Annotated in this window: 23 protein-coding genes and 1 tRNA gene; 6 read left to right on the top strand and 18 right to left on the bottom strand. The window is 68.3% G+C overall.

Annotated elements, in window-relative coordinates:
* Together NJQ99_RS12665 and NJQ99_RS12660 are read right to left on the bottom strand one after the other, a co-directional pair.
* A partial coding sequence (locus tag NJQ99_RS12665; protein ID WP_269333191.1) for a hypothetical protein occupies positions 1 to 307 on the bottom strand: 307 nt, incomplete at its 3' end.
* Between the two features lie 321 nt (positions 308 to 628).
* A complete protein-coding gene (locus tag NJQ99_RS12660; RefSeq protein WP_269333190.1) occupies positions 629 to 1,264 on the bottom strand; it encodes an SLOG cluster 4 domain-containing protein in 636 nt (211 codons plus the stop codon).
* 123 nt (positions 1,265 to 1,387) lie between these two features.
* Here NJQ99_RS12660 and NJQ99_RS12655 point away from each other — a divergent pair, with 123 nt between their 5' ends.
* Positions 1,388 to 2,194, top strand: coding sequence for a DeoR/GlpR family DNA-binding transcription regulator (locus tag NJQ99_RS12655; RefSeq protein WP_269333189.1), 807 nt, complete (start codon positions 1,388 to 1,390; stop codon positions 2,192 to 2,194).
* Here the strand turns inward: NJQ99_RS12655 and NJQ99_RS12650 are convergent.
* Together NJQ99_RS12650 and NJQ99_RS12645 are read right to left on the bottom strand one after the other, a co-directional pair.
* Positions 2,191 to 3,318 carry an NADH:flavin oxidoreductase/NADH oxidase gene (locus NJQ99_RS12650; RefSeq protein ID WP_269333188.1) on the bottom strand — a complete coding sequence of 376 codons (1,128 nt, stop codon included), beginning with the start codon at positions 3,316 to 3,318 and terminating at the stop codon, positions 2,191 to 2,193. The genes NJQ99_RS12655 and NJQ99_RS12650 overlap by 4 nt on opposite strands.
* Before the next feature lie 47 nt (positions 3,319 to 3,365).
* Positions 3,366 to 4,166, bottom strand: coding sequence for an SDR family NAD(P)-dependent oxidoreductase (locus NJQ99_RS12645; protein ID WP_269333187.1), 801 nt, complete (start codon positions 4,164 to 4,166; stop codon positions 3,366 to 3,368).
* A 232-nt stretch (positions 4,167 to 4,398) separates the two neighbouring features.
* Between NJQ99_RS12645 and NJQ99_RS12640 the strand changes: the two genes are divergently transcribed.
* Both NJQ99_RS12640 and NJQ99_RS12635 read left to right on the top strand, forming a co-directional pair.
* Positions 4,399 to 5,760: an MmgE/PrpD family protein gene (locus NJQ99_RS12640; protein WP_269333186.1), complete on the top strand. Its 1,362-nt coding sequence runs from the start codon at positions 4,399 to 4,401 to the stop codon at positions 5,758 to 5,760.
* Between the two features lie 39 nt (positions 5,761 to 5,799).
* The gene (locus NJQ99_RS12635) at positions 5,800 to 6,441 is read left to right on the top strand and encodes a TetR/AcrR family transcriptional regulator (protein ID WP_269333185.1); all 642 of its coding nucleotides are present in this window, start codon (positions 5,800 to 5,802) and stop codon (positions 6,439 to 6,441) included.
* Positions 6,442 to 6,468: 27 nt separating this feature from the next.
* Here the strand turns inward: NJQ99_RS12635 and NJQ99_RS12630 are convergent, their stop codons facing one another.
* From NJQ99_RS12630 to NJQ99_RS12575, 12 genes are all read right to left on the bottom strand, one after another.
* Positions 6,469 to 7,185 (bottom strand): ABC transporter ATP-binding protein, encoded by a 717-nt coding sequence (locus tag NJQ99_RS12630; protein WP_269333184.1) that lies wholly within the window; start codon positions 7,183 to 7,185, stop codon positions 6,469 to 6,471.
* Positions 7,182 to 7,943, bottom strand: a complete 762-nt coding sequence (locus NJQ99_RS12625) for an ABC transporter ATP-binding protein (RefSeq protein ID WP_269333183.1) — start codon at positions 7,941 to 7,943, stop codon at positions 7,182 to 7,184. Before NJQ99_RS12625 ends, NJQ99_RS12630 begins: the two co-directional genes overlap by 4 nt.
* Before the next feature lie 3 nt (positions 7,944 to 7,946).
* Positions 7,947 to 8,741: an SDR family NAD(P)-dependent oxidoreductase gene (locus NJQ99_RS12620; RefSeq protein ID WP_269333182.1), complete on the bottom strand. Its 795-nt coding sequence runs from the start codon at positions 8,739 to 8,741 to the stop codon at positions 7,947 to 7,949.
* On the bottom strand, positions 8,738 to 9,775 hold the full coding sequence (locus NJQ99_RS12615) for a branched-chain amino acid ABC transporter permease (protein WP_269333181.1): 1,038 nt from the start codon (positions 9,773 to 9,775) through the stop codon (positions 8,738 to 8,740). Before NJQ99_RS12615 ends, NJQ99_RS12620 begins: the two co-directional genes overlap by 4 nt.
* Positions 9,772 to 10,680, bottom strand: a complete 909-nt coding sequence (locus NJQ99_RS12610) for a branched-chain amino acid ABC transporter permease (RefSeq protein ID WP_269333180.1) — start codon at positions 10,678 to 10,680, stop codon at positions 9,772 to 9,774. The genes NJQ99_RS12615 and NJQ99_RS12610 overlap by 4 nt, the downstream gene beginning before the upstream one ends.
* 115 nt (positions 10,681 to 10,795) lie before the next feature.
* Entirely contained in the window at positions 10,796 to 12,079 is a 1,284-nt protein-coding gene (locus tag NJQ99_RS12605) for an ABC transporter substrate-binding protein (RefSeq protein WP_269333179.1), read from the bottom strand.
* Between the two features lie 187 nt (positions 12,080 to 12,266).
* Positions 12,267 to 13,766 carry an AMP-binding protein gene (locus NJQ99_RS12600; protein WP_269333178.1) on the bottom strand — a complete coding sequence of 500 codons (1,500 nt, stop codon included), beginning with the start codon at positions 13,764 to 13,766 and terminating at the stop codon, positions 12,267 to 12,269.
* 37 nt (positions 13,767 to 13,803) lie between these two features.
* Complete coding sequence (locus NJQ99_RS12595; protein ID WP_269333177.1) at positions 13,804 to 14,976, bottom strand: acyl-CoA dehydrogenase family protein; 1,173 nt, start codon at positions 14,974 to 14,976, stop codon at positions 13,804 to 13,806.
* 6 nt (positions 14,977 to 14,982) lie between these two features.
* Positions 14,983 to 16,209 carry a dihydrolipoamide acetyltransferase family protein gene (locus NJQ99_RS12590; protein WP_269333176.1) on the bottom strand — a complete coding sequence of 409 codons (1,227 nt, stop codon included), beginning with the start codon at positions 16,207 to 16,209 and terminating at the stop codon, positions 14,983 to 14,985.
* A gap of 4 nt (positions 16,210 to 16,213) precedes the next feature.
* Positions 16,214 to 16,999: an enoyl-CoA hydratase/isomerase family protein gene (locus tag NJQ99_RS12585; protein WP_269333175.1), complete on the bottom strand. Its 786-nt coding sequence runs from the start codon at positions 16,997 to 16,999 to the stop codon at positions 16,214 to 16,216.
* A 33-nt stretch (positions 17,000 to 17,032) separates the two neighbouring features.
* Positions 17,033 to 18,007 (bottom strand): alpha-ketoacid dehydrogenase subunit beta, encoded by a 975-nt coding sequence (locus NJQ99_RS12580; RefSeq protein ID WP_269333174.1) that lies wholly within the window; start codon positions 18,005 to 18,007, stop codon positions 17,033 to 17,035.
* On the bottom strand, positions 18,000 to 18,992 hold the full coding sequence (locus NJQ99_RS12575; protein ID WP_269333173.1) for a thiamine pyrophosphate-dependent dehydrogenase E1 component subunit alpha: 993 nt from the start codon (positions 18,990 to 18,992) through the stop codon (positions 18,000 to 18,002). The genes NJQ99_RS12580 and NJQ99_RS12575 overlap by 8 nt, the downstream gene beginning before the upstream one ends.
* A 520-nt stretch (positions 18,993 to 19,512) precedes the next feature.
* Between NJQ99_RS12575 and NJQ99_RS12570 the strand changes: the two genes are divergently transcribed.
* Complete coding sequence (locus NJQ99_RS12570; RefSeq protein ID WP_269333172.1) at positions 19,513 to 20,424, top strand: restriction endonuclease; 912 nt, start codon at positions 19,513 to 19,515, stop codon at positions 20,422 to 20,424.
* A gap of 127 nt (positions 20,425 to 20,551) precedes the next feature.
* Here the strand turns inward: NJQ99_RS12570 and NJQ99_RS12565 are convergent.
* Positions 20,552 to 20,628 (bottom strand) — tRNA-Arg (locus NJQ99_RS12565).
* Positions 20,629 to 20,749: 121 nt separating this feature from the next.
* Positions 20,750 to 21,748 (bottom strand): ABC transporter ATP-binding protein, encoded by a 999-nt coding sequence (locus NJQ99_RS12560; RefSeq protein ID WP_269333171.1) that lies wholly within the window; start codon positions 21,746 to 21,748, stop codon positions 20,750 to 20,752.
* 94 nt (positions 21,749 to 21,842) lie between these two features.
* On the opposite strand from NJQ99_RS12560, the gene NJQ99_RS12555 reads away from it, so the two are divergent.
* On the top strand, positions 21,843 to 22,028 hold the full coding sequence (locus NJQ99_RS12555) for a zinc-finger domain-containing protein (RefSeq protein WP_269333170.1): 186 nt from the start codon (positions 21,843 to 21,845) through the stop codon (positions 22,026 to 22,028).
* Between the two features lie 52 nt (positions 22,029 to 22,080).
* Positions 22,081 to 24,957 (top strand): DNA polymerase I, encoded by a 2,877-nt coding sequence (polA, locus tag NJQ99_RS12550; protein WP_269333169.1) that lies wholly within the window; start codon positions 22,081 to 22,083, stop codon positions 24,955 to 24,957.
* Positions 24,958 to 25,153 lie beyond the last annotated feature (196 nt).

Raw genomic sequence — 25,153 nt, 5'->3', positions numbered from 1 at the left:
TCCCCCACTCCGCCCAGTTCATCCGGGCAAGCGCCTTGCCCCCCTCGGCGTTGTTGGGAAGGTTCACCGTGCCGTCGACACCCACCTCCAGCCCGTGCGCGCGTGCCCACGCCGCCGGGATCTCCGCATTGCCGACCTGGCTGCGCGTGCCCAGCCAGTCCGGGATCGGGTTCCACGACCCCGCGTTCGCCCGCGGGTTCACGCCCGCGTCCAGAAGCGGAACCTCGACCTTCGAGGCCGCGCGGAACTCGTCCGCAAGCTCAGGACCCGTCAGCGCCTGCGCAACCAGAACAGGCTCGCCGTCCAAATCCCCGGCACCGCCCTCCAGACCCCCGACATCCCCGCCCGCGCCAGGAAAAAGCCCAAAGCCCCCCTCGCCGCCGCCGTCGCCCGACCCAACCCCATAACCGCCAGAGGACAAACCCCCAAACTCAGATCCCGTCGCCATGACCGAATTCCCACGCAAACCGGCGCAGCCGCCGCCGGATGCGCGAGGCTGCCGCCATTTCCACAACAGTTGTTCAGGACAAGGGCGCGCGGCTGTTCAGGTGGGCACCAGCGATGCGCGACAGGAGCGTGACTGGCACGCGACCCTGACGGCTCTGTTACAACCAGACCGGGAAAGCAATCAAGCGGGAAGTCGAAGGAACTCGACACAAACGAGATCGACTGCCTCGTCGACAGTGTCGCAGTAGACGGCGCCCGGCACCTGCGGGGCACTTTCGAGGCCTACCACAAGCTTGTCGAAGTGGCGGCCATAGGCCATCTCGGTCAGCGTGCCGAACTCGCCCCCCACCGCGATCATGGCGAAGGCCGCACGCGCGATCACCGCGTTGCGGGCGACCCCGATGCCGGTCGCGAGCGGGATGGCGACATAAGGATTGGCCAGCGTCCAGTCGTCGTCGGGCAACATGCCGATGGGCTGGCCGCCCGCTGCAAGGTTGCCCTTGCACACCCCCTCCATGACGCCGGACTTGCCGCCGCAAAGGACCGTGAGCCCGACCTCGCCCAGCAGATGCCCCAGTTCCTCCGCCACGGCGACCTGGCGTGGCGTAGCGACCTTGGGGCCGATCACGCCGACGGGCAGGCGGCGTGCGCCCCCCTCCGCCGTCAGCCAGCGCACAGCCTCGCGCGCCGTCACCTCCTCCAGATCCCCCGGCGCCGCGCCGTCGGCCGGCACCCAGCGCAAGGCCCAGGCGTCGAACGCGAGCGAACCGGACCGCAGGGTGCGGACGGAGCGGGAAAGCGAAAACGGAAACTGCATCGGACCCATGATCCTGGCTGAGGGGCGCGCGACATGGACTTTCGCCCGGAATTGTCGCACTTGTGTGTCAGAGTCGCTGCGGCTTGTAAATTATCTTCCATCGCCCTGAGGAGGCCTTCGCGCGTGACCTCACGCCCTGCCCCTGCGCCAACCGCGGATGACGGATCGGGCCCGCGCCTCACCGATCGCCAGCGCGCGATCCTGGAGGCGGTGACCCGGCAGGGCTTCGTGACCATCGACGCGCTGGCCCGCGACCTCGACGTCTCGGCCCAGACAATCCGCCGCGACATCATCCAGATGGACCGCGCGGGCGTGCTTCAGCGGTTTCATGGCGGCGCGGGCCTGCCGGAGAACAGCGTGCGCCTTGGCTATGTCCAGAAGCGCGCGACCGCGGCGGAGAGCAAGGAGCGGATCGCCGCCGCCGCCCTCGGCCTGATCGCACCGGATGCAGCGGTCTTCCTCGACTACGGAACGACGGTGGAGGCGGTGGCCCGCGGGCTTGCGGCGCGGCCCCAGCCGCGCGTCTTCACCGCCAGCATGCCGGCAGCGGCCGCCTTTGCCGGGCGCAACGGCGCGGAGGTGCACGTCACCGGCGGCACGGTGCGCGGCGCGGACGGCTCTCTGGCAGGTGCGGCCGCGCTCGCCGCGCTCGATGCACTGCGCGTCGACGTCGCCGTGGTCGGCTGTTCCGGCTTCGACGAGGACGGGGCGCCGATGGATTTCGACCTCGACAAGGTCGCGGTCAAGCGCGCCATGATCGCCCGCGCCCGCACGGTGATCCTTGTCGCCGACGGTGCGAAGTTCCGCCGCACGGCCATCGCCCGGATCGTGGAACCCGGGCGCATGGCGCACCTCGTCACGGACGCCGCGCCGCCCGCCGCGCTCCGCCAGAGGATGGAAGCAGCAGGCGTGCGGATCGTCGTGGGCTAGAACCCGCCGCGCAGGTACTGTGGGGGCACCGTCACGTCCTTGGCTCCCAGCGCGCGCGCCGCGCTGAATGTCCAGTTCGGATCGACCAGCAGGGCGCGCCCTACGAGGATCAGGTCGGCCTGGCCCTGCGCGAGGATCGCCTCGGCCAGTTCCGGTACCTTGATGAGACCGACCGCGCCGGTGGCGATCCCCGCCTCGCGGCGGATGCGCTCCGCGAACGGGACCTGGTAGCCGGGGAAGACCGGGATCTTCTGGTCCGGGCTCATGCCGCCGCCGGAGCAGTCGACGAGATCGACGTCGCCGCGGGCCTTCAGCTTCTTCGCCACCATGACCGCGTCGTCGATCGTGAAGCCGCCGTCGGCCCAGTCGTCGCACGACAGGCGCACGAAGAGCGGCAGTTCCTCCGGCCAGACGCCGCGCACGGCGTCGATCAGCTCCATCAGGAAGCGCGTGCCGCCATCGCTCCGGATGCCATATTCGTCGGTACGCCGGTTGCTGAGCGGCGACAGGAACGAGTGCCCGAGGTAGCCGTGCGCGGAGTGCAGCTCGAGGATCTCGAACCCCGCCTCCAGCGAGCGGCGGGTGGAGTCGACGAACGCCTGGATCACCTCTGCGATCATGGCCTTGCTCATCTCCTCCGGCACGGGATGACCGTCGGCATAGGGCACGGCGGAGGGCGCGACGGTGGTCCAGGCCCCCTCGTCCGGGCCAAGCGGCAGCCCGCCGTCCCACGGCACGTGGCAGGAGGCCTTTCGCCCCGCGTGCGCGAGCTGGATCGCGGGGGTTGCGCCCTGCGACTTCAGGAAGGCGACGATGCGGCCCAGCTCGTCGCGCTGCGGGTCGTTCCAGAGGCCGAGACATCCCGGCGTGATGCGCCCGCGCGCCTCGACATGGGTCGCCTCGACGCAAACGATGCCGCAGCCGCCCGTCGCGCGCGCGCCGAGATGGACGTAATGCCAGTCGTTCGGCATGCCGTCGGTCGCGGAATATTGGCACATCGGGCTCATCATCACGCGGTTGCGTGCGGTCACGGAGCGGAAGGAGATGGGCCGGAACAGCCGCCGCCCGGTCGGCGATCCGGTGCCGAAGACGGGGCTGGCGGGCGCGCTGGTTTCGTAGGTCATGACACTCCTGCTTGGTCTGGATCGTACTGGAAGCTGGTGGGCCGGGCTTATCCCTCGGACCCGTTGCCGGAGCCCCGCCGCAGCCCGCCATAGGCGGACCAGGGCACGGCCGTAAGATAGCCCGCGTCGACTGGCAAGACCGCTCCCGTGATGGCGGATGCGCGGTCGGAGGCGAGAAAGACGATGGCGTCCGCGATCTCCCGCGCAGCGACGAGCCGGCCGAGCGCCGCGGAGGCGGCAAGCGCGTCCTCGTCCAGCGTGCCAGTGGCGAAGCCGCGCGCAAGCGCCGGCGTCTCGGTGAAGCCGGGTGCGACTGCGTTCACGCGCACACCGCGCGGTCCCCATTCGCCGGCAAGCGTGCGCGTGAGTTCGGCGATGGCGGCCTTGGCCGGCGCGTAGGAATGAAGCGGCCCGGACACGAGACCCGCGACCGAAGAGATGGTGACGATGGCGCCGCGTCCGCGCCGGGCCATGGCGGTGCCCGCCTCGCGCGCGCAGGCGTAGGTGCCGCGCACATGGACGCGCTGGACGAGATCCCACTCCTTCCAGCTCAGTTCGTCCGGCGGCAGGGTTTTCTGCAGCACGCCAGCGCAGGTGACGAGCACGTCGATTGGTCCCTCGCCGGCCTCGATCCGCGCGACCGCATCCGCAACCGCCGTCTCGTCGCCCACGTCGAAGGCGAGGCTCACCCCGCCGAGGGCCGACGCGGCCGATTCCGCCGCCGCACCGTCCCGGTCGGCGATGGCGACGCGCGCGCCTTCCGCCGCGAACGCCTCTGCCGTCGCGCGGCCGATACCGCTCGCACCGCCGGTGATCAGGACGAGCCGCCCGGCGAGCCCGGTTTCCATGTGCATCCCCCTGCCCGAACTGGCTTTTATGAACTATGAATCGTATTTCATTTTATGTTGACCGCCAGAATTTGACCACACCATACTCGATACCGCATCCCCTGCCGGAACGGATCCGGGCGGCGCGCGCCATGCGCGACAAGGCTCCCGGACCGTGGCGAAGGAGGACGCAGACGGCGCGCGGCCTTCGGACGGCAACGAACGCGCCGCACAACGAAGGGAGGATCATGTCATGTCGCTGGTGCAGGACTTCGGAACATTCATCGCCGGCCTGACGATGGACACGCTGCCGGCGGACGTGGAGGAGCGGGCGCGGGTCTGCCTGCTCAACGGCTACGGCGTCGGGATCGGCTGCCACAACACACCCTATGCCCCGGTGGCGCGGGCCGCGGCGCTGTCCATGGACGGGGTGCACCCGGACGGCGCGACCCTGCTGGGCGACGGGCGCAAGACCTCCGTCGCGGGCGCCGTCCTTGCGAACGCAGCGCTGTTCCACGGTCGCGCGCAGGAAGACGCCTCGGGCGCGGCGCACTTCGGGACGGAGCTTCTGCCGCTGGCAACCGCGCTGATCGAGGCGAAGGGCTGTCCGCTCGACCGTCTCCTCCCCGCGCTGGTCGCCGGTTACGAGATCGGCGGCCTGCTGGAAGAGGCATATGCCGGAAAGACGACGCCCGCGGGCCTGCGCTCCTCCACGATCTATGGGCCGGTCGCCTGCGCCGCGCTGGCAGCGCGCCTCATGGGGCTCCCAGCGGAGCGGATCGCGGCGGCGCTGTCGCTCGCGGCGTCCTTCACGGGCGGGAACCTCCAGGCCTTCGCCGATGGCACGGACGAGTGGCGCTACCAGGTGGGCATGGTGGCGCGCATGGGCCTCGTCGCGGCGGAACTGGCGGCCGCGGGCGCGCGGACCGCGCCGGGCGCCATCGAGGGCAAGGCGGGCCTGATCCGCACCATGGCACGGGTGGAGCCCGACCCGGACGGGCTGCGCGCAAAGCTCGGCAAGGAGTGGAAGATCCATCGCGTGGCCTTCAAGCCCTTCCCCGTGTGCGCCTTCAACCAGTCGCCGGTGACGGCGGCGCTGCGCCTGCGCGAACGGTTGGGCGGGACGGACCTTGCGCGCGTGACCGTGCGCATGAACCCTTACGAGACGGGCTATGCCGGCATGGACGCGACGGGGCCGTTCGCGTCGATCTCCGGCACGCTCATGAGCATTCCGTTCTGCATCGCCACGACGCTCGTGCATGGCGTTCCCACCATGAAGCACATGACGACCTATGACGATGCCGCGGTGAACGCGCTGGAGGCGCGCGTGGAGCTCGTCTCCGACGACAGCGTGCCGACGCTCTGCTGCGTGATCGAGGTGGAACGCACCGACGGCACCCGCGAGGTCGAGGACCTGAAGATGACGGCGAAGGACTATGCCTACAGCTGGGACGAGACCTCCGCGCTCGCCCGCCGCATCGGCGCGGAAAGCGGCGTTCCGTCCGTGGCCTACGACGCGCTGGAGCGGTTCTGCCGCGACCTGCCGGGCGGGTCGATCCGGACCGTGCTCGACGCCTTTGCCGAGCTTGACAAGGTGCCGGCGGCAGCCGAGTAAGCGTCCGTGACGAACAGCCAAGCTCAGCGGACGGTGGCCGTGCAGACTTCCAAGCCGAGGCGCGCGCGCCGCAAGACCCGCGAAGAAAAGGCGCGCGAGACCTATTTGCGCATCCTCGAGGCCGCGGCCCAGGTCGTCGGCGAGGATGGCTATGCCGACAGCTCGATCTCCAAGATCACGCAGCTTGCCGGCATCGCGCAGGGCACGTTCTACAATTATTTCGAGACGCGCCAGCAGGTCTTCGACGCGCTGCTGCCCTACATGGGCGAGCAGATGGTGGAGTATATCCGCACCGCCGTTCCCGCGGACGTGCAAGGCGCGGCGCGGGAAACGGCACGGCTGCGGGCCTTCTTCACCTATCTGAACGCGCACCCGGTCTTCTACCGCATCCTCTACGAAGCAGAGGTGTTCGCGCCCGCGGCGCACGCCAAGCATTTCCAGATCCTCGTCGACGGCTACCGCGGCGCGCTCGAGCGCGCGGTCGCACGCGGAGAGATCGAGGGCTACGACGCCGAGGAGCTGGAAGCGATCATCTACATCCTGCTTTCGGCGCGGGCCTATCTCGCCATGCGCTATGTGCGGCGCGCGGACGACGGGCGCAGCACGGTGCCCGAGCACGTCATCACGGCCTACGAGAAGCTGATGACACGGGGCCTCTACGGCAAGCCGGACCACGCCTGATCCGCCGTCTGCCGCCGCGCGCCGCCCTCAGATCGCGAGGTAGCGCCGCGTCACCTCCTCGTTGGCACGCAGGTCCTTGATCGTGCCGCGGTAGACGATGCCGCCCTTGTCGATGACAGCCGCGTCCTCGGAGATGCCGAGACAGAAGTGCATGTTCTGCTCCGCCAGCAGGATCGTCACGCCCATGCCGCGCAGCTTGCGGATGAGGTCGCCGATGGCCTGCACGATGATCGGCGCGAGACCCTCCGACGGCTCGTCGAGCAGCAGCACATCCGGGTTCCCCATCAGCGTGCGCGCGATGGTCAGCATCTGCTGCTCGCCGCCCGAGAGAAGGCCCGCCTTGCGCTCCTTCATGCCGGCGAGGATCGGAAAGACCTCGTAGACCGTCTTGAGCGCCCAGAAATCCTGCCCGCCCGGGCCCTTCTTGGCACCGATCAGCAGATTGTCCTCGACCGTGTGCTGGGGGAAGACCTGCCGGTCCTCCGGCACGTAGCCCATGCCTGCGCGCGCGATCGCGAAGGGCTTGGCCCCCGCAATTTCCCGGTCGTGCAAGCGGATGCTGCCCCGCTTGGGCGGCGCGATACCCGCGATGGCCTTCAGCGTGGTGCTCTTCCCCGCCCCGTTTCGGCCGAGCAGCGCCAGCGTGCGCCCCTTTTCCACCGCGAGGTCGACGCCGAACAGGATCTGCGAGGCGCCGTAGAAGACGTCGATCTTCTCGACCGACAGCATGGTCTCGCCGCTCATTCCGCCGTCTCCTCCGCACCGGTCTCGCTGCCGAGATACGCCTCGATCACGTCCGGATGGCCGCGGATCTCGTCGGCGGTGCCTTCTGCGAGCACCGCGCCGTAGCACAGGACATGGATCTTCTGGGCGACCTCGAAAACGATGTCCATGTCGTGCTCGATGAACACGACCGTCATGCCGCCCATCTCCCAGAGACGGCGCACCGTCTCGATCATCTGCCAGCGTTCCTCCGGCCCCATGCCGGCCGTCGGTTCGTCGAGCAGCAGCACCTTGGGTTCCAGGGCCAGCGCCAGCCCGATGTCCAGAAGCTTCTGATCGCCGTGCGAGATATTGGCCGAGATCATGCGCGCGACGGGCTGCATGCCCAGCACCTCGATCAATTCGTCGGCCCGCTCGCGCACGCTCCTCGGCGGAAAGACCGACAGCAGGTGATCCGACAGGTTCTGGTGCGAGGCGACCGCCGCCATGAGCGATTGTTCCACCGTCAGCGTCGGGAAGATGCTCGCGACCTGGAACGCACGGCCCATGCCCTTGTGCACGATTTCGCGCGGCGAACGCCCGGCGATGTTCTCGCCCGCCAGCAGGATCTGGCCGCTGTCCGGCACGAGATGGCCGGTGATGAGGTTGAACAGCGTGGTCTTGCCCGCGCCGTTCGGCCCGATGACCGCATGCAGCGAGCCCTCGGGAAAGTCGAGCGTGACATCGTTCGTGGCGGTCAGGCCGCCGAACTTCTTCACGACGGAGTCGAGACGCAGCACCGTTCAGCCTCCCCGCTTGCGCACGCCGCCATAGGGCGCCCAGCCCCCGGCGGTGAAGTAGCCGCAGTCGACCGGCAGCGCGATCCCGGTGATCGCGGCAGCCTCGTCGGAGACGAGGAAGGCGGCCGCGCGGGCGATCTCGTCCGGCTCGACCAGGCGGCCGAGGGCAGAGTTCTCCTCCAGGAGCGTCGGGTCGCGGTAGCCCCTGTCGATCTGGTCCTGAAGCGCGGGCGTGCGCGTGTAACCGGGCTCGATCGTGTTGACCCGGATGCCCGCCCGCCCCCACTCGGCGGCAAGACCCGCCGTGAGGTTCGTGACCGCCGCCTTGGTCGGCGCGTAGGCATGGAGCGGCGTCGCGCGCTCCGCCGTGATCGAGCTGATCGTCACGATCGCGCCCTTGCGCCGCGGCAGCATATGCTGCGCGAAGGCGCGCGCCGACAGGTAGGTGCCGCGCAGATTGACCGCCACCACCCGGTCGAAAAGCTCCATCGGAAGCTCCTCCGGGGGCAGCGGCGGCTGCACGATTCCGGCGGAGGTGACGAGGATCTCCGCCGGGCCGACCTCGGCCTCGGTGCGGGCGGCCACGGCCTCGATGCTCGCCTCGTCGCACACGTCGAGATGCATGGCGGTGCCGCCGGTCTCGCGGGCGACGGCCTCGGCGCCCGCCTCGTTCATGTCGGCGACGACCAGGCGGGCGCCGCGCGCAGCCAGCAGGCGGGCACACGCCGCGCCGATGCCGCTCGCCCCGCCCGTGACGACGGCGACGCGGCCGTCGAGGCTTCCCGCGGACCCGCTCATCGTCCGGCCTCCCCGCCGGCGCTGCGGGAGGTGTCGTCGGCCGCCCGGCGGAGGCTGGATTGCTCCCGCTCCACCCACAGGTCGCGGATGAAGTCGAGAATGCCGCGCCGCAGCCCCAGCACCACCGCCAGGATCACGATGCCGATCACGATCTCGCTGTGGGTCGTGTAGGACTGCACGACGTCGTTCAGGATGCGCAGAAGCACCGCCCCCAGGAGCGGCCCGAGGAACACCGTCAGTCCACCGAGCATGATCATGAAGATGGCCTCGCCCGACTGCGCCCAATAGGCCCACTCCGGATAGGCGCCAGAGGTGAAGAGCGCCAGGATCACGCCGCCCACACCTGCGACCGCGCCCGCGACCACGAAGCTGATGAGCTTCACACGGAACACGTTCACGCCGAGGAAGGCCGTGCGCGTCGGGTTGTCGCGGATCATGCGCAGCGTGTAGCCGAACGGGCTTTCCGTCACCACGCGCAAGAGCATCAGGCACGCCACGAACACGATGGCGCAGGTCACGTAGCGGTCATAGGGATTGCTGAGGTCGACGCCCAGGAACTCCGGCCGCGGAATACCGCCCATCAGGCCCTGGTCGCCGCCGGTGACGTCCACCCAGCTGATGATCAGGCTGTAGAGGAACATCTGGAACGCGAGCGTGAGGAAGGCGAAGTAGATCTCGCTCAGCCGCACGCAGATCGCCCCGATGACGAGGGCGTAGAGCGCCGTACCCCCCGCCGCCGCCACGAAGGCAACCGGCACCGACCATGCCCCCATCGCGCCCGTGAAGCCCGTCGACTGGAGCAGAAGGCCGAAGGTGTAGCCGCCGAACGCAAAGAACGCCGCATGGCCGAAGGAAACGAGCCCGGTAAACCCGATCAGCAGGTTGAGCGACATGGCCAGCAGGCCATAGGCGAAGATCGAGGTCAGGAAGTCCCGCGGCCAGGGGTGATCGACGCCCAGCCCGATCAGCAGCAGGACAGCGAGACCCGCGATCGCCAGCAGGAAATCGCGGCGGAATTCGAGAAGCACGTTCATCGCAGTTGCCCCTGCCCCAGCAGGCCCGTCGGGCGGAAGATCAGAACCAGCGCCATGATCAGGAACATCGCACCGTCCACGAACAGCGGGAATCCCACGCTGCCGATCGACCGGGTGAGCCCGAGAATGATCGCCGCGAGGAACGCCCCGGTGATCGACCCCATGCCGCCGATCACCGTCACGATGAAGCTTTCAACCAGGATGCCGAAGCCCATGCCCGGCGTCATGGAGCGGACTGGGGCCGCCAGCGCGCCCGCCACCCCCGCGAGGATGCAGCCATAGCCGAACAGCAGCGCGAAATAGACCGGCACCCGGATGCCCAGCGCCGAGACCATGGACGGGTTGATCGCCGCGGCCCGGACGATCTTGCCGAAGCGCGTCCTTCCCACGAGCAGCAGCGAGCCGATCCCGATGACCACCGCAACCGCAACGAGGAACAGGTAGAACGGCGGCACGAATCCGCCGGCGATCCGGAACGGCGGCAGGCGGAACTCGGGCGGGATTCCCATCGCCAGATATTCCGCGCCCCAGAACACCTTCACCAGGTCGTCGGTTATGAGGATGAAGGCATAACAGACGAGCAGCTGCATCAGCACGTTCTGTCCGTAGACGCGACTTATGATGAGGCGCTCGAACAGAACGCCCGCGACACCGGCCCCGAGCGCGCCGAAGGCCGCGGCCAGGAAGTAGCTGCCGGTGATCTGGTAGGCCGTGTAGGCGAAATAGGCGCCCAGCATGTAGAAGCTGCCGTGCGCGAAGTTGATGACGTGCAGGACGCCGAAGATCAGCGTCACGCCGGACGCCACCAGGAAGAGCAGCATCCCGATGATGAGGCCGCTCGTGACCTGGTTCACGACGCACGCGGACGTCGAGAGACAGGTCGAAATCGCGTCGAGATCGAACATGCGCGGGGCACTCCGCTGCTACCGGATAGCCAAGGGCCGCCGCCGGCGCGAACCGGCGGAAATGTCAGGCGGGGCAGCCGGGGATGGCCGCCCCGCCCGGGTCAGGCAATCGGAATCAGATGTACCCGTTCCGCTTCTTCCACTCTTCCTCGTACTTCGTGATCGTCGCCCAATCGGTCGTGGTGAAGTCCTTCACATAAGGCTCCTTGCCGATCGTGACGCCGTAGCCCACGACGTAGTTGACGAGAGTGTGGTCGCTCTCGCGCATCGTGAGCGTGCCGTCGACGCCGAAGGGCGACTGGATCGTCAGGCCCGCGGTCGCAGCAGCCATCTTCTCGGCATCCGTGTTGCCGCCGGTCTTCTTCAGCGCCTCGATGATGAAGGACATGGCCGTGTAGTTCTGCCACGCCCAGTTGGTCGGCAGCACGTCGGAGTTGGCGCGGAACTTCTCGTTCCAGGCCTCGTTGGCATCGGTATCCGGGTTGTCCTTGTGATACCGGCTGCCGCCGTGGACCCCCTCGGGCAGGTTCTTGATCGCCGTGATGACCGGGTAGTCGGTCAGGTTGACCGCGAACGCCTCGAACTGGTCGAACAGGCCGTAAAGGCTCGCCTGGTCGAAGAAGGCGACGAGGTCGCCGCCCCACAGGCAGGAATAGAGCGCATCCGGCTGGGCGTTGAGCAGCGCGGTGATGTTCTCGGTGTAGTCGGGCTGGAAGAGCTTCGGCCACGTCTCGGTGATGACCTCGACGTCGGGCGCGAAGATCTTCACATACTCCATGAACTCCTCGGTGTTGGCGCGGCCGTAGGCATAGTCCGGGGAGCATGTCGCCCAGCGCTTCAGGCCCTTCGCCTTCGCCACCTCGGCCGCGTAGAGACCGCCGCCGACGGCGTCATGGATGCCCTGGCGGCAGGAGCGGAACGCCCACGGCACCTGGTTCTTCGGATCGGCCGTCAGCGAAGACGTTTCCGAGCACGAGTGCAGGCAGAACTTCTTGATGTCGCGCACGGTCTCGTTGACGGCAAAGGTCGCGCCCGAGGCCTCGGCATTGAGGACGATCTCGCAGCCCTCGTTGTTGACCATGTCGCGGGTCATCCGCGCGGCCTCGTCGGGCTTGCCCTTGGAGTCGCGGGTCACGACCTCGATCTTGCGGCCCTCGATGCCGCCGGCGTCGTTGATCTCCTTGGCTGCAAGCTGCAGGCCCGCCACGGACGACTGGCCGAGAATCGCGACACGGCCCGACAGGATCGTCGGAACGGCGACCTTGATCGGCGCGTTGGCGGCCTTCAGATAGGCCGGGAAACCGGTGATGCCGGTGGCGACGGCGGCGGTTGCCGCGGCCCCCTTCAGCACGGTACGCCGGTCGAATCCGGCCGGTTGACGGGTGTCGGTCTTCTTCATGGTGTCACTCCCTCCCATGGGTTCCTGCCGTCGTGATGCGGCGGGCTCTCATCCCAGTCCCGCGAGGGCCGGGCTTGTCGTTTTTACATCGCGAGTTTGGCCAAGGCCGCTCCGCGCTGTCAATTGAAATGACTTCTGAATCATTGCTCATTTTTTCACGAGAATGGCTTCCGCGAGACCTGGGCGTTCAGGCCTCGCCGGCGAGTTGCTCCCGCAGCACACGCTTCAGAACCTTGCCGGACGGATTGCGCGGCAGGGCGTCGGTCAGGTGCAGCCCCTTGGGCACCTTGAACCCTGCCAGGTGCGCCCGGCAATGCGCACGCAACGTGTCGAGGTCGAGCGTCTCACCCGGCTTCAGCGTCACCACGGCGACCGCCTTCTCGCCCCATTGCACGTCCGGCACGCCGATCACGGCGCAGTCGGCCACCTGGGGCATCTGGTAGATCACCCTCTCGACCTCGGAGGAGGCGATGTTCTCTCCCCCCGACAGGATCATGTCCTTCTTCCGGTCCGTGAGGAACAGGAACCCGTCCGCGTCAAGGTAGCCCACATCGCCGGTGCGGAACCAGTCCCCGTGGAAGCTGCGCGCGGTCTTTTCCGGATCGTTCCAGTAGCCGCGCGTGACCTTGGGGCCGCGCACGCAGATCTCGCCCTCCGTGCCCGCGGGCAGCGCCTTGCCGTCGTCGTCGCGGATCGAGATCTCGCAATGGGCAAGCGCCGGACCGGTCGAGCCGATCTTCTCGATCTCGCGGCCGGGCAGCATCAGCGTGTCGCCGCTGCATGTCTCGGTCAGGCCGTAGGCGTCGATGTAGCGGCCTTGGGGGAAGAGGTCGGTGAAGGCGCGGATGCGCCCCTCGGGCGTCTTCTCGCCCCCGCCGACGCACCAGCGCAGCGAGCTGAGGTCGTAGGTCTCGCGCCCCTCGTGCGACAGGGTCATGCCCAGCATCACCGGCGCCATCCATGCCCCCGTCAGCCGCTCCGCCTCGATGGAGGCGAGCATGGCGCCCGCGTCGAAGTCGCGGTGCACGCACATCATGCCGCCGAGCCAGAGGACCGCGGTGCCGGGCAGGTCGTAGGCGCCCACGTGATAGAGCGGACCGACGCAGACGAGGCGGTCCTCCGCGCTCAGGCCAAGCGCGATCACATGATCCATGCACTTCCAGTAGTAGTTGTCGTAGGTGTGCATGACGCCCTTGGGCCGGTCCGTGGTGCCCGAGGTGTACATGAGGCGGAAGAGATCCTCCGGCTTGCGCGGGTGCATCTCCGGCGCGCGGCGGCCGGTGCCGGTGAAGGTGCGGATGTCGGCCTGCGCCGCGGCATCCAGCAGGGCGAGCTTCGGCGCGCCTTCGACGACATTGGCGAACTCTGCGTCCGCAACCACCACCTTCGCGCCCGCGTCGCCTATGATGTAGGCAGCCTCGTCGCGCGCCAGCCGGTAGTTGATCGGCAGGAAGATGCCGCCGAGGTGGCTCACCGCGAACGAAAGCTCCAGGAACGCCGCGCTGTTTTTCATGAAGGCGGCGACCACGTCGTCGGGACCCACGCCTTCTGCCTTCAGCCAGGCGGCGAGGTGCTGCACCCGGTCCCACAGATCGGCGTAGGTGATGCGCGTTGCGCCATAGACGATGGCCAGCGCACCGGGCGTGCGGAACGCATGATTGCGGATGAACGCGCTCAGATTGACCACGGCGCGATTGCCTCCCTGTTGGCCCGCCCCCGTCCGCTCAGTACGACTTCGGCATGCCGAGGTCGTGCATGGCGATGAAGTTGAGGGTCATCTCTTCCGACACCGGCGCGAAGCGGAACAGGCGGCAGTCGCGCCAGAGCCGTTCGAGATGCGATTCCCTGGCGTACCCCATGCCGCCCAGCGTCTGCATCGCCCGCTCGGTCGCGGCCGCGCAGGCCTGCGCCGCGATCAGTTTCGCGGTATTGGCTTGCGACCCGAACGGCAGGCCGCTGTCGAACAGCGAGGCGGCCTTGTAGTTCATCAGCCGCGCGCATTCGTTCTCCGCATGCGCCTGGGCGAGCGGGAACTGGATGCCCTGGTAGCTGCCGATCGGGCGGCCGCCGAAGATCTTGCGGTCGTTGGCGTAGTCGACGGCGATCTTCAGCGCGAGATCGACCGTCCCCGTCAGGCCAGCCGTCGTGACGATCCGCTCGGTATTGAGGATGTCCAGAAGCTCCGGCCAGCCGCCGTGCAGCGTGCCGATCACGTCCTCCTGCTCGACGCGCACGTCGTCGAAAAAGACGCTGCAGGACGAGAGCGTGTTGGTGCCCAGCTTCTCGATGGGTGCGAAGCTCACGCCCTCGCGCTTGGTGTCGATCAGGAACATGGTCAGGCCGTCGGTGCGGCGCTTGACCTCGTCGACCTTCTTCGAGCGCGCGATGACCAGCATCACGTCGGCGGCTTCCACGCCCGTGATCCAGATCTTGCGCCCGTTGATGCGCCAGCCGTTGCCGTCCTCGCGCGCAAACGTCTTGATCTCCAGCGTGTTGGAGCCCGCGTCCGGCTCGGTCAGCGCCATGCAGCAATTGATCTCGCCGGAGATGATCTTCGGCAGGAGCGCCGCCTTCATTTCCTCGTTGCCGAAGCGCGAGATGGAGACGCCGCCGAAGATCGGGTTGATCATGAACAGCTGGCCGACCGTCGAGCCCGCGCCCGCGGCGGCAAGCTGCTCGATGATCAGCGCCATCTCCAGCATGCCGAGGCCGCCGCCGCCGTGCTCCTCGGGCAACGCCGCGCCGCCGAGGCCCGCATCGCAGATCGCCTTCCACGCTTCCGCCGGAAATGCCTTTTCGGCGTCCTGCTTGCGCCAGTAGTCGAGGCCGAACCGCTCGCCCACCCGGCGCGCGGTCTCGACGATCATCTCCTGCTCTTCGGTCAGACGGAAATCCATGAGCCTTCAGCCTTCCTTCGCTGGAACGGTCAGCAGCCGCATCGGCTGCCCGATCAGTTCGACGACGCGGGCGAGGAACGCCGCGCCGTCCATGCCATTGATGACCCGATGGTCGCAGGCGAGCACGAGACCAAGCTCGCGCTTCAGTACGGGGCGCCCCTCGGCGTCCGGGCGGAACACCTCCCCCACCGCGCCCGCGCCCAGGATCATGGCCTGCCCCGGGTTGATGATCGGGGTGAGATAGCGCACGGCGTTCGTGCCAACGTTGGAGAGCGTGATCGCGCCCCCCGCCATCGCGGCCGCGTCGAGGCCGCCGCCCCGCGCCTTCTCGACGAGAGCACCGGCCGCGACGGCGATCTCGCCCACGGACCTGTGCCCTGCGTCCCGCACCACGGGCACATAGAGCCCGCGCGGCGTGTCGACCGCCAGGCCGACGTCGGCGCGCGGCAGGCTGACGAGGTGCCCGTCGTCCCACACGCGGTTCATCTGCGGCATCTCGGTGAGCGCGCGTCCCATCGCCGCGACGATCCAGTGCGTCAGCGTCGTGCGCGGCCAGTCGCCCACGGCGTTGACCTGCGCGCGCAAGGCCATGAGCGGGCCGACATCGGCGTCGGCGGCGACGTAGAAGTGCGGGATCTCCTGCTTGGACTGCGTCAGCCTGCGGACGATCGTCGCCTGCGCGCCCGTGACCGCGACCCGCTCGCCCTCGGGCGCGGGGCCTTCGGGCATGGCGGCGGTGGACGCCTGCCGGGCCTTCGCGGCCTCCACATCCTCCGCCTTGATCCGCCCGCGCGGGCCGCTGCCGGCGACGGCGGCGAGGTCGACCCCGTCCTGCCGCGCGATGCGGCGGGCGAGCGGGGTGGCGATGATGCGCTCGCCCTCCTTGCGCGGCGCGGTCGCGGCGGCGGCTAACTTCGGTTCCGTCGCCGTGGGCTTCTCTGAGGGCGTTTCGGCGGGTGCGGCCTCCGACTTCGCCGTGCCCGCCGCACCGCCCGCCTTGAGCCGGGCGAGCGGGGTGCCGACGGCGACCGTCTCCCCCTCGCCCACGAGGATTTCGGCGATTTCGCCCGCATCCTCAGCCTCGATCTCGTTGGCGATCTTCTCCGTCTCGATCACCAGCAGGATGTCGCCGGGCGCGAAGCGGTCGCCCGGGCCGACCCGCCATTCGGTGACGAGACCCTCCGTCATGGTCAGGCCCAGCTTGGGCATGACGATGTCGCGAACGCCGCTCATGCGCTTACTTCCCGGTGAACTTCGGTGCGCGCTTTTCCAGGAAGGCGCGGCAACCCTCGTGCGCGTCCTCGCTGTCGAGCACCAGCCCGATCATGGATTGCTCATAGGGCAGCGCGGCCGCGAGCGGCATATCGCCCCCGTGCAGCAGCGTGCGCTTCAGCAGCTTCAGCACCAGGGGCGACTTCGACGCGATCTTGCCCGCAAGCTCCATCGCCGCGTCCATGAGTTCCGCCGCCGGGACCACCTTGTTGACGAGGCCGATCTCGAGGGCCTCCTGCGCGCTGATCCGGTCGCCGGTGAACATGATCTCCTTGGCGCGGCAGAGCGGCACCTGCCGGATGATGCGCTGCGTGCCGCCCGCGCCGGGGAAGAGACCCAGCGTGATCTCCGGCAGGCCGAGCTTGGCCGTATCCGCGACGATGCGCATGTCGAGGCAAAGCACAAGCTCCGTCCCGCCGCCCAGCGCCCAGCCGTTGACCGCCGCGATGGTCGGCTTGTCGCAGGTCTCGAAGCGGCGGAAGACGCGGTGGATCTCCTCCGCGAACTCCTCGTAGTGCGCGAGGCCCTGCCGGCTGTCGAGGTCGCCGATGTCGCCGCCCGCGACGAAGGCGCGGTCGCCCGCGCCCGTCACGACGATCACGCGCACGCCGTCGTCGGCCTCGGCCTTGTCGAGCGCGGCCTCCAGCGCCGCCATCATTTCCATGTTGATGGCGTTGAGCGTCTTGGGCCGGTTGATGGTGAGGACGGCGACGCCGTCCGCGGCCTTGTAGATCACCGGTTCGTCGGACATGGGTTCCCTCCCCCGTTTCCTGTTGGCCCGTTCCTATTCCAGCGTGCGCCGGACGCCCGCGACGATGTCGTCGGGGCCGGGCAGATAGGCCTGTTCGAGGCTGGCGGCGAACGGCACCGGCATGAAGGGCGCGCCCACGCGCACCACCGGCGCGTCGAGTTCGTCGAAACCCTCGTCCGCGATGGTTGCCGCGATCTCCGCGCCCACGCCGTGCGACTGCACCGCCTCGTGAGCCACCACGGCCCGGTGCGTTTTCGCCAGCGAGCCCAGCACCGCCGCCTTGTCCCAGGGTTGGAGCGTGCGCAGGTCGATCACTTCCGCCTCCACCCCATCGGCGGCAAGCGTATCCGCCGCCTGGAGCGCGCGGCCCACGCTCGCGCCATAGGTGACGATGGTGACGTCCCGCCCCTCGCGCGCCACCCGCGCCCTGCCGAGTGGGATCGGCCCCGCACCTTCGGGCAAGTCGCCCTTCATGGCGTAGAGCGCCTTGTTCTCGATGAAGACGACCGGGTCCGGGTCGTCGATGGCCGCGCGCAAGAGACCGTAAGCCTCCGCCGGGTCGGCCGGGCAGACGACCTTCAACCCCGGAATGTGCGCGAACCACGCCTCCAGGCATTGGGAATGCTGCGGCCCCGCGTTGAGCCCCGCCCCGTGCGGCGTGCGCAGCACCATCGGCACCGAGCATTGCCCGCCGAACATGAAGCGCGCCTTGGCGGCCTGGTTGACCATCGCGTCCATGGCGAGCGTCACGAAGTCCATGAACATGATCTCGACGACGGGGCGCAGGCCGCTCATCGCCGCCCCCGCCGCCGCGCCGACGATGGTCGCCTCCGAGATCGGCGTGTCGAGCACGCGCGCTGCGCCGAACCGGTCGCGCAGGCCCCGCGTGGCGGAGAACGGGCCGCCCGCCGCGCCGATGTCCTCGCCCAGCAGGACGACGCGGTCGTCGGCCTCCATCGCGTCGGCGAGCGCCTGGGTGATCGCCTTGACGAAGCGGGTCTCAGCCATGGGCGGCGTCTCCGTTCAGCGGGTCGGCATAAACATCCGCTGCAGCCTCCGCGAAGTCCGGCAGCGGGCTTGCGAGCGCGCCCTCGACCGCCCTGGCGATCCGCGCGTCCACGTCCCCGGCGATCTTCTCCAGCGTCTTCTGCGCGACCTTGCGTTTCTTCAGCATCGCGGCGGCCCGCGCGATGGGGTCGCGCGCCGAGAGCCCCTCGATCTCGTCCGGGTTGCGGTAGCGTTGCGGGTCGCCCTCGAAGTGGCCGTGCACGCGCGTCGTCTTGCATTCGAGGAGGCGCGGCCCGCCCCCCTTGCGCATCTCCGCGACGAGGGCCTGGGCCGCCTGCGCCACCGCCTCCACATCGTTGCCGTCGACCGTCTGCGCCTCGATGCCGAACGCGCCTGCGAGGTCCGGCGCGGTGCCCGCGAACTGCGTGTCGGAGGGGGAGAACTCCGACCAGCCGTTGTTCTCGCACACGAAGAGCAGCGGCAGCGACCACAGCGCGGCGATGTTCAGGCTTTCGTGCATCGCGCCCTCGGCCAGCGCGCCGTCGCCGAAGAACGCCGCGCACACCCGGTCGGTGCCGAGCGTCTTGTGGGCGAGCGCGCTGCCGACCGACAGCGGCACGCCCGCGCCGACGATCCCGTTCGCGCCGAGCATGCCGACCGAGAGGTCGGCCACGTGCATCGAGCCGCCCCGCCCCTTGCACAGCCCGTCCGCGCGCCCGAACAGTTCCGCGAAGAAGCCGTCAAGCTGCATCCCCTTGGCGAGCGAGTGCCCGTGCCCGCGGTGGTTCGACGCGATGGTGTCGTCGTCGCGCAGCGCGGACATGACGCCCGCGGCCGTCGCCTCCTGCCCGATGGAGAGGTGGATGAAGCCCGGAATGTCGCCCGCGGCGAAATGGCTGCTGAGCGTCTCCTCCACCCGGCGGATGAGCAGCATCTGGGCGTAGAGCTCCGTCAGGCGCTCTGCTGATAGGGACCGTGCCGGCATGCGCGTCCACCCGGTTGCCTGAGAACCACGAAGCGCCCCGGCGGCACGCGGCGGCGGCGCGGCCCGCGCGGGGCCTGCGGGCCCGTCAGGCGCCCCCGGGGTTCCCGAACACGGGGGTCCCGAAGCACCCGGCCTGGCCCAGCGCCCCCGGAAGCATCCGGCGCGCCCGCCGCCCCGTTTCCGGAGCCACCCAATCAGGTCACGCCACCCCTCGCCCTGTCAACAAAAATGAATGGCGGCTCATTATTCATTTTGTGTGCGGTGCGGGATGGAGGGGGCAATAGTGGTCTGCCCCATGAAAAGTGGTCCTCCCTGAAGTAGGCTTTCGAGCCAGTTTGGAGGGTAAGGGAATGCCCCAGAAGAAGCACAAGCCGGAAGAGATCGTGATGAAGCTCCGGCAAGTTGACGTGTTGGTGTCGCAAGGAGTATGCGCCCCGGTGCTCTAGGAGGCTCGGATTGCCGGGAAACGTCACCTCGGTCCATAGTCCGGACAAGGACACCGGAAAACGGATAGCGCAACATGGAACGCCGCTTCAAGATTGACCCAGAAGGCCTGCCAGATCTGACAGGAATGATGTTGGCCGTCACGGATGCACTGCGGTCTATCGGCGGGTCTGCCAGCATTGAAGAACTTGATGAAAAGGTAATTGAGCAAGAGGGGCTGACCGAGGAAGAGCAGTCCTTCACGATGCGCAATGATGAAAGCAAACCTCGCGTGAACTACTACCTCGCATGGGCGCGGACCTACCTCAAACGCGGTGGCGCCTTGGAAAACTCCAAGCGCGGTGTGTGGGCCCTTACCGAGAAGGGCCTCTCGCTGACCACCTATGAGGAAGCACGCGATATTTATGAACAGGTCCAACGTGAGGAGCGCGAGCGCGCCCGACTGAAACGGCTGGCGGCAAAGAATGCCAACTCAAATGCTGCGGATGATAAATCCATACCGGATTTTGCTCCCGACCCCGAATCTGAAGGCGATTGGCGTTCAGAGCTGTTGGCGGCACTGAGCGCAATGTCATCTGACGGATTCGAGCGTTTGGCGCAGCGGCTCTTGCGCGAGGCCGGTTTCACCAAGGTCGAAGTACGTGGGAAGTCTGGCGATGGCGGTATAGATGGAGTCGGCGTTTTGCGCGTGAACCTGGTGTCGTTCCAGGTCTATTTCCAATGCAAGAAATGGAAGGGGAGTGTCGGCGCGAAGGAAATCCGCGACTTCCGAGGCGCCATGCAAGGGCGGGCTGATAAGGGCCTCTTCGTCACCACAGGCCGATTTACCGCCCAAGCCTCCGACGAGGCCACACGTGACGGCGCCACAGCCATCGATTTGATCGACGGCCCCAGACTGTGCGACCTACTCAAGCAGCAGGGCTTAGGGGTGCGAACCGAGATGATCGAGCAGGTCTCCGTCAACTCCGATTGGTTTAAGACAATCTGAGGTTGGAAAACGTAGGGCGCACGCACTTATTTCGCCGAAACGCTCCCCTAGCGCTCACTTACGGACAAGCGCTGGCGAATCCGAAGCTTCGGGATTCGTGTAACAGCTTGCTTCCAAAACGTTTTATTGGCGCACCCGAGAGGATTCGAACCTCTGACCTCTGCCTTCGGAGGGCAGCGCTCTATCCAGCTGAGCTACGGGTGCGTCGGGCCGGTGTTCGGCCTCGCATAGGGCCGTCGCGCGGCCCCATGCGGCTGGGAGGCCCCGTTTAACGCATCATCGCGTCCAAGGCAAAGGGTGATCTCGCGAAAAACGCGCTGGCGCCCTACTCCGCCGCCAGGCCGCCCGCACCCGCCTTCGCCGCCGCCGCGCGGCTGCCCGTCAGCGACAGGAAGACCGATTCGAGGTCCGCGTCCTCCGTCGACAGGTCCGCGATGCGCACGCCCGCGCCGTGGACCGCGTCCAGCACGTCCTCGAACGGCATCCGGCTCGGCGCGTAGTGGAGGACCAGCGCCCCGTCCTCCCGCACCGCCGGCTCGAACGCCTTCAGCGCCTCCGGCGCCTGCGCCAGCGCCGCCTCGGGCCGCACGATCAGCCGCTTGGTGTCGAGACGGCGCAGCAGCGCGTCCTTGGTGTCGTGGGCCACCACCTCGCCATTGTTGATGATGGCGATGCGGTCGCACAGCTCCTCCGCCTCCTCCAGATAGTGCGTGGTCAGCACGATGGTCGTGCCCGCCGCGTGAAGCTGGCGCACATAGTCCCAGAGCTGGGCCCGAAGCTCGATATCCACGCCCGCCGTCGGCTCGTCCAGCACCAGGATCGGGGGGGAGTGCACCATCGCCTTCGCCACCAGCAGCCGCCGCCGCATGCCGCCCGACAGCGAGCGGGCATAGGCCTCTGCCTTGTCGGTCAGGCCGACCGCGGCGAGGATCTCCTCCGTCTTGCGGGCGCGCTTCGGCACGCCATAGAGGCCCGCCTGGATCTCCATCGCCTCGCGCGGGGTGAAGAAGGGGTCGAGGTTCAGCTCCTGCGGCACGATGCCGATGGACCGGCGCGCGTTGCGCGGGTTCCGGTCGATGTCGAAGCCCCAGATGCTCACCGATCCGGCGGTCTTCATCACGAGGCCGGCGAGGATGTTGATGAAGGTGGACTTGCCCGCCCCGTTCGGTCCCAGCAGCCCGAAGATCGAGCCCTGCGGTATGGCGAGGTCGATGCCCTTGAGCGCATGCTTGGGCGGCTGGCCGTGCTGGCCGCGATAGGTCTTCTCCAGCCCCCGCGCCTCGATGGCGTTCTGGCTGGCGGCGGTGTCGGTCGTGTCGGTCATTGTCGCTCCGCTGATCGGGCGTGTGGCTTGCGCCCGGCTTCGCTTTGCCTATAGTCGCGTGCACATATAAGGGCTTCAGCGCATGAGGGCGAGCATGACGGCTCCCGAACCGCCGGAAATCATCGAGGTCGACGATACCCGCGTCTCCTGCGACGGCGGGGGCGGGCCGCTCGGCCACCCGGTCGTCTGGTACACGATCGGCGACGAGGGCTATGTCGAGTGCAAGTACTGCGACCGCCGCTTCGTGCTGAAGGCGGGGGCGGAGACGCATGCCCACTGAGCGCCCATTCCGGAATTGATCCGCCGCGCGGCCCGGCCCATAGTCCGGCCCCATGACCGACAAGACGCCGACGGGCCCCGGCAAGGGCGACCATCTCTATCTCATCGACGGGTCCGGCTACATCTTCCGGGCCTATCATGCGTTGCCGCCCCTGACGCGCAAGTCGGACGGCCTGCCCGTGGGTGCCGTGCACGGCTTCTGCGCCATGCTGTGGAAGCTGCTGGAGGAGACGAAGGGCGAGGACGCGCCGACGCACCTCGCGGTGATCTTCGACGCCTCGGGCGTTTCATTCCGCAACGAGATCTATCCCGCTTACAAGGCGCAGCGGCCCGAGCCACCGGAAGACCTCGTCCCGCAGTTCGGCCTGATCCGCGACGCAACGCGCGCCTTCGGCCTGCCGTGCGTGGAGATGGAGGGGTTCGAGGCCGACGACCTGATTGCCACCTACGCCCGCCAGGCGGCCGACGCAGGCGCGAAGGTCACGGTCATTTCCTCCGACAAGGACCTGATGCAGCTCGTCCGTGAGGGTGTGGAGCTGATGGACCCCGTGAAGGCGCGCCGCATCGGCCCCGAGGAGGTGATGGAGAAGTTCGGTGTCACCCCCGGCAAGGTGATCGACGTGCAGGCGCTCGCGGGCGATTCGGTGGACAATGTCCCCGGCGTGCCCGGCATCGGGGTGAAGACCGCCGCCCAGCTTCTCGACACCTATGGCGACCTCGAGACGCTGCTGGAGAAGGCCGAGGAGATCAAGCAGCCCAAGCGCCGCGAGAACCTGATCGCCTTCGCCGACCAGGCGCGCGTCTCCAAGCTGCTGGTCACGCTGAAGGACGACGTGGAGGTGCCGGAGCCGCTCTCGGATTTCGCCGTGCGCGATCCGGAGGCAGGCCCCCTCGTCGGCTTCCTGAAGGCGATGGAGTTCACGACGCTGACGAAGCGCATCGCGGGCAAGCTCGACGCCGACGCGGGCGAGATCTCGGCGACGGCGGAGTTTGCCGCCGACCCGGATGCCGCCGTGGATGAGGCTCCGCCCGTCGAGGCGGGCGCGCCGGGTGCGGCCGTCGCGGGCCAGGCGGCCCCGATCGACACCGCCGCCTACCAGACCGTGACAGACATGGAAACGCTCGACCGCTGGATCGCACGATGCTTCGCGGCGGGCGTCATCGCGGTCGACACGGAGACGGACTCGCTTGACGCCGCCTCGGCCAATCTCGTCGGCGTGTCGCTCGCCACGGGCGTGAACCAGGCCTGCTACATCCCGCTCGCGCACCGTGCGGGCGACGGTCTCGACCTCGACGGCAACGGCGACGCGCCGAAGCAGCTCGACCGGGCCGAGGTCCTCGAACGGCTGCGGCCGCTGCTCGCCGACCCCGCGACGCTCAAGGTCGGGCAGAACATCAAGTACGACCTGCTCGTACTCGCCCGGCACGGGGTGGAGGTCGCGCCCTACGACGACACGATGCTGATCTCCTACACGCTGGAGGCGGGCGCGCACGGTCACGGCATGGACGAGTTGTCGAAGCTGCACCTCGACCATGCGCCGATCCCGTTCAAGGAGATCGCAGGCAGCGGCAAGTCGGCGAAGACCTTCGACCTCGTGCCCATCGCGGACGCGACGCGCTATGCCGCCGAGGACGCGGACGTCACGCTGCGGCTTTGGAACGTGCTCAAACCCCGCCTGCTGGCCGAGCGCAAGGTCACCGTCTACGAGACGCTGGAACGCCCCATGGCGCGCGTGCTGGCGGGCATGGAGCGCGAGGGCGTCAAGGTCGATGTGAAGGTGCTGAACCGCCTCTCCAACGACTTCGCGAAGGAAATGGCGCGGCTCGAGGAGGAAATCTTCGCCCTCGCCGGGGAACGGTTCACCATCGGCTCGCCGAAGCAGTTGGGCGAAATCCTGTTCGGCAAGATGGGGCTCGTCTCGGCGAAGAAGACCGCGACGGGACAGGCCGCGACCGGCGCCGACGTGCTGGAGGAACTGGCAGCCCAAGGCCACGACCTGCCCGCGCGGGTGCTCGACTGGCGGCAGGTGTCGAAGCTGAAATCGACCTACACGGACGCGCTGCCCACCTACATCAACAAGGAGACGGGGCGGGTCCACACCTCCTACTCGCTGGCGGCGACGACGACCGGGCGGCTCGCCTCGTCGGAGCCGAACCTCCAGAACATCCCGATCCGCACCGACATGGGCCGGGAGATCCGAACCGCCTTCATCGCGGAACCGGGCAATGTGCTCATTTCGGCGGACTATTCGCAGATCGAGCTGCGCCTGCTCGCCCACATCGCCGACATCCCGCAGCTGAAAACCGCGTTCGCCCATGGGCTAGACATTCACGCGCTGACCGCAAGCGAGATGTTCGGCGTGCCGGTCGAGGGGATGGACCCTTCCGTCCGCCGGCGTGCCAAGGCGATCAACTTCGGCATCATCTACGGCATCTCCGCCTTCGGCCTCGCGAACCAGCTACACATCCCGCAGGAGGAGGCGCGCACCTACATCGCCCGCTATTTCGAGCGCTTCCCCGGCATCCGCACCTACATGGACGAGACGAAGGCGTTCGCGCGCGAACACGGATACGTCGAGACGATCTTCGGGCGGCGCATCCATGTGCGCGGCATCGACCAGAAGCAGCCTTCCGCCCGCGCCTTCGCCGAGCGGGCGGCGATCAACGCGCCGATCCAAGGGGCTGCGGCCGACATCATCCGGCGCGCGATGATCCGCCTGCCGGGGGAACTGGCGGCGGCCAGGCTCAAGGCCCGCATGCTGCTGCAGGTCCACGACGAACTGATCTTCGAGGTGCCGGAGGACGAGGCCGACAAGACCGCCGCCCTCGTCAAGCGGGTGATGGAGGGCGCCACCCTGCCCGCCCGGCAGCTCTCGGTGCCACTGACCGTCGAGACGGGGCGCGGTCCCAACTGGGACGCCGCGCACTGATCGTGGCGCGGCTACCCGCCATCGATGCCGACTTTTTTATCCCTTTGTCATGTCACCGTAACGCGGACGACATGAAAGGCCGTCAGTAAGCACGTGCCCCGGCGCATGTTGCGTCCCCGCGCCGGGCGCCGTGCGGCGCATGAACGGTCCCCTGCCGACGCCCACGTCGTTCCCCTCTCTGTTGTGTCTTCAGGAG

This window comes from Futiania mangrovi (genome assembly GCF_024158125.1).
Classification (GTDB): Bacteria; Pseudomonadota; Alphaproteobacteria; order Futianiales; family Futianiaceae; genus Futiania; species Futiania mangrovi.
The sequence above is the reverse complement of the archived record's forward strand: the minus strand, read 5'-3'. Positions and strand labels throughout refer to the sequence as shown.

What these genes read in the sequence shown, in the direction of transcription:
- NJQ99_RS12650 (WP_269333188.1), bottom strand. Translation starts at nt 3,318, where the DNA reads ATGACCTACGAAACCAGCGCGCCCGCCAGCCCCGTCTTCGGCACCGGA.
- NJQ99_RS12660 (WP_269333190.1), bottom strand. Translation starts at nt 1,264, where the DNA reads ATGCAGTTTCCGTTTTCGCTTTCCCGCTCCGTCCGCACCCTGCGGTCC.
- NJQ99_RS12620 (WP_269333182.1), bottom strand. Translation starts at nt 8,741, where the DNA reads ATGAGCGGGTCCGCGGGAAGCCTCGACGGCCGCGTCGCCGTCGTCACG.
- polA (WP_269333169.1), top strand. Translation starts at nt 22,081, where the DNA reads ATGACCGACAAGACGCCGACGGGCCCCGGCAAGGGCGACCATCTCTAT.
- NJQ99_RS12640 (WP_269333186.1), top strand. Translation starts at nt 4,399, where the DNA reads ATGTCGCTGGTGCAGGACTTCGGAACATTCATCGCCGGCCTGACGATG.
- NJQ99_RS12580 (WP_269333174.1), bottom strand. Translation starts at nt 18,007, where the DNA reads ATGGCTGAGACCCGCTTCGTCAAGGCGATCACCCAGGCGCTCGCCGAC.
- NJQ99_RS12595 (WP_269333177.1), bottom strand. Translation starts at nt 14,976, where the DNA reads ATGGATTTCCGTCTGACCGAAGAGCAGGAGATGATCGTCGAGACCGCG.
- NJQ99_RS12630 (WP_269333184.1), bottom strand. Translation starts at nt 7,185, where the DNA reads ATGAGCGGCGAGACCATGCTGTCGGTCGAGAAGATCGACGTCTTCTAC.
- NJQ99_RS12605 (WP_269333179.1), bottom strand. Translation starts at nt 12,079, where the DNA reads ATGAAGAAGACCGACACCCGTCAACCGGCCGGATTCGACCGGCGTACC.
- NJQ99_RS12555 (WP_269333170.1), top strand. Translation starts at nt 21,843, where the DNA reads ATGACGGCTCCCGAACCGCCGGAAATCATCGAGGTCGACGATACCCGC.
- NJQ99_RS12560 (WP_269333171.1), bottom strand. Translation starts at nt 21,748, where the DNA reads ATGACCGACACGACCGACACCGCCGCCAGCCAGAACGCCATCGAGGCG.
- NJQ99_RS12590 (WP_269333176.1), bottom strand. Translation starts at nt 16,209, where the DNA reads ATGAGCGGCGTTCGCGACATCGTCATGCCCAAGCTGGGCCTGACCATG.
- NJQ99_RS12615 (WP_269333181.1), bottom strand. Translation starts at nt 9,775, where the DNA reads ATGAACGTGCTTCTCGAATTCCGCCGCGATTTCCTGCTGGCGATCGCG.
- NJQ99_RS12575 (WP_269333173.1), bottom strand. Translation starts at nt 18,992, where the DNA reads ATGCCGGCACGGTCCCTATCAGCAGAGCGCCTGACGGAGCTCTACGCC.
- NJQ99_RS12585 (WP_269333175.1), bottom strand. Translation starts at nt 16,999, where the DNA reads ATGTCCGACGAACCGGTGATCTACAAGGCCGCGGACGGCGTCGCCGTC.
- NJQ99_RS12570 (WP_269333172.1), top strand. Translation starts at nt 19,513, where the DNA reads ATGGAACGCCGCTTCAAGATTGACCCAGAAGGCCTGCCAGATCTGACA.
- NJQ99_RS12645 (WP_269333187.1), bottom strand. Translation starts at nt 4,166, where the DNA reads ATGGAAACCGGGCTCGCCGGGCGGCTCGTCCTGATCACCGGCGGTGCG.
- NJQ99_RS12610 (WP_269333180.1), bottom strand. Translation starts at nt 10,680, where the DNA reads ATGTTCGATCTCGACGCGATTTCGACCTGTCTCTCGACGTCCGCGTGC.